We start from the raw sequence: 3,168 nt of genomic DNA on the forward strand, positions 1-3,168 counted from the left end.
AAAAATCGAATCTTTACAAAACACGGGATTTGTTTGATTCCGGTAAGCCATTCGGCGAAAAACTGATTCAGGCAATCGAGTATCTGGGCTTTAGAGCGAGAAATTGCAATGCGATTGAGGCTTGCAAAACTCTTGAAAAAATTGTTTCCGAGCAGCAAAACTATCGCCTCTTTCAAAAACATTTCCCCGATGAATGGAAAACATCGAAAACGAGCCTTTTCAAAGCGGGTTATTACGAAAACTACACGGAAAGAGTCAATGAGTTTTTCCAATTGGTGAGCCAAAATATGTTCCCGCTGCTCTCCGGCTGGAACGATGACACGGAAACGGAATTTGAAAATTTCTGTGTGTTTTCACTCAATGTTGATTTGTGTTGTGAAGACATTGATTACGAATATTTGCGTGTTTCCTACGCTATGGCTCTGCTTTTCTTTTTTCGGGATGAGGAAATCTGGGAATATTTAACCGCGCATTACAAAATCGAAGCTGAAGATTTTCCCGAAATTTATGAGCGTCCGAGTGAAAAACTTTGGGAATTAGAGAAAACGGGAAAACAAGGAATTTATCTCAATATGTTTGAAATGGTTGACCATTCAACGGGCAATCCGTGGCTCGATACGGTCAACTGTCGGGCGGGCGAAGAATGGTATGAGTGGAATGACGAAACGCTTGATTTTCTTACGCAAAGCTACAAGGAAGCACAGGAGATTCTTGAAAAAACCTGTCTTCTCGACGATTTGATTGAAGCGAACCCGAAACAGGTTTTGCTTGAGATGATTTCACTTTGGAATGATGGACGAGTTTTAAATGAAGAAAATATAAGCGGCGGGCAGTAAAACGATAAAGGATTCATTTTAGTTAAATATTTATGGAAATTAAAAATCGTCTGTCCACACCGACTGATGCGATGGGAGCGTTGTATTTTCTGCCCGGTCAGTATCTTTTCAAACGAATTGAGGACGGCGGACGTGAATCCGCCAAAGCCTTATCGAGTGAGCAAATCGCACTGGCGTTTCGTGAGTTCAGAACCGATTCGGGTTGGTTGACAAGACGGATTTTGCGATACCGCGAAGAGCCGGAAGGGAATTTTGTTCTCTCTTTTGAACCGGCGAAAATTCGGACTATCTTTATTGAAACTAAAAACGGCGAAGTATCTGAACTCACGCTTGCCCTGCCGACTCTTGTATTACTTGGGAAAGGACGGGAATTTTATCTCTGGGCGGCGAAAGGCAGGCGTGTTACGACGAAAACAAAATTGGCGATTGCACCTTTGCCAAATATCGGCGGCGATTTGAGCGGAAAGATTTGTTTCGGCAAAAACGAAGTCCCCGAAGCCTCTATCGGCGGGATTGATGCAATCTGGAATTTGATTTTTAACACGCCCTTTAACGGCGATCACACAGCGGAAAAATGCCGTTCCAAACCCAAAGATGTCCGCGAACTTCTCTTATCTTTATCGAAGAAAAAGTCAAAAACCTTTCCCGCTTCCGAACTGATCGAATCAACGACAACCGTTGAAGATATGTGGATGCGAGTGGTTGAAAAGAAATTTTTTCACGATTTCTAAATTTTTACAGAGAAAAAACCCTTATGAATCTGAATGTTTTACCCGATGCCGGAAAATTTGTCGGGCATAAAATCGCATCAAGCGAGCCGGAGCCGATAACCGCGATAATGTTCGAGTATTTAATGGCGGCGGGTGGTTTATTCGTTTGTGCTAAACGCCGTGAATTCTCCGTTTGTCTGCCGCTATGCCGCGTTAATGTTAAAGGATTGTCTGATGTGGAAAGCAAAATCGTCTGGCATAAATCGAAAATTCCGACCGGCGTTTGGCAGGAAATTTTATCCGATGCTCGTTTTAGAAATGATCTTGCGGACTTCAAAGAAGATGTGTTTGTCGCCTTTTGGAGTGAAACAAGCGGCGAATGGAGTTGGAAAAGAATCAGCCGGGAAAGACAAAGAGCCTCGACCATCGCCGATGACACTTTGAAAGAATACGGGAACGCTTGTATCGAACTGCACACGCACCCGGAAGGAGCGATCCATTTCAGCCGTGCCGACGATGAGGACGAGAAAGGTAAATTTCGTATTTTCGGTATTTTAACCGACATTCACAGCCTTCATCCCAAAATTCGTTTTCGTTGCGGAGTTTACGATCATTTCGTTCAAATTTCGGCAGACTTTGTATCGGAAATGCCATTTGGTTTTATTGACCTAAACAAAGTGGAGCAAACCATCAGAAGAATTTTATTATGAATCTCGATTTAAGTTTCGCCCGTGCCGCACCCGTTTTACCGAAGGAATTTAATAAAGTCAAAATTTTTATTATCGGCGGAGGAGGAACGGGTTCTTATGCGGCGTTCGGCATCGCACGTTTGGCTTTTGAACTGGAGAGAATCGGTAAGGCGACCCAAATAACGATTATTGATCCCGACCGCGTAGAAAGCGGCAATATTCCGCGAAGCAATTTTTGTGCGGCTGAAATCGGCAGATTCAAAGCCCAGACGCTTGCCGAAAGAATTTTGCTTGCTTGGGGTTTAGAGATTGCTCATATTAACGAAAAACTCGATTACGAAAAACATATCAAACCGGGCGGGAACGGTTTCAAGGAACTGACGATTTTAGTCGGTTGTGTTGATAATCATCTGGCACGGCGTGAGATTCATCGTGCCTTGGAAGAATCAAACAGATATATTTCACGGGATGTGCCTGAAATGTGGTGGATTGACGGCGGTAACGGCAAATCTTCGGGTCAGGTTTTAATTGGTTCATCGGTTAAGAAAGACAAGCCAAAAAATTACTTTACGACCTCGACCATTTGTAAGAAACTGCCCGCACCGTCGGTTATTCATCCCGAACTTCTGAAAAATCAGATAATTCCCCAAAAACGTGAAATGACTGAACGGTTTTCGTGTCCAGAACTCATCAGACTTGGCGAACAAAGTCTGAATATCAACAGCCGTGTTGCCGTCGAAATTGCGGAGATACTGACCGAACTTCTGCTCACAAATAATTTACGCCGCTTTGCCACTTATTTTGATCAGACAAGCGGCACGAGTCATTCGCATTACTGCACGCCCGAACATATTGAAAAAGTCTTAAAACAAGCGTCTGGCGAAATCAGCAACAAAAAATCAAGGAAAAAGAAAGCCGGTGGAACTCGAAAAT

Annotated in this window: 4 protein-coding genes; all 4 read left to right on the forward strand. The window is 43.5% G+C overall.

Annotated elements, in window-relative coordinates:
• A partial coding sequence (locus ACR2FV_RS05900; RefSeq protein ID WP_434014768.1) for a hypothetical protein occupies window positions 1-836 on the forward strand: 836 nt, incomplete at its 5' end.
• A gap of 32 nt (window positions 837-868) precedes the next feature.
• Window positions 869-1,567 carry a hypothetical protein gene (locus tag ACR2FV_RS05905; protein WP_434014769.1) on the forward strand — a complete coding sequence of 233 codons (699 nt, stop codon included), beginning with the start codon at window positions 869-871 and terminating at the stop codon, window positions 1,565-1,567.
• Between the two features lie 23 nt (window positions 1,568-1,590).
• Entirely contained in the window at window positions 1,591-2,256 is a 666-nt protein-coding gene (locus tag ACR2FV_RS05910; RefSeq protein ID WP_434014770.1) for a hypothetical protein, read from the forward strand.
• Window positions 2,253-3,168, forward strand: a 916-nt coding sequence (locus ACR2FV_RS05915; RefSeq protein ID WP_434014771.1) for a ThiF family adenylyltransferase, incomplete at its 3' end; no start/stop codon positions are given. The genes ACR2FV_RS05910 and ACR2FV_RS05915, both read left to right, overlap by 4 nt.

It is taken from the genome of Ornithinimicrobium sp., from assembly GCF_051004135.1.
Taxonomy (GTDB): Bacteria; Actinomycetota; Actinomycetes; order Actinomycetales; family Dermatophilaceae; genus Ornithinicoccus.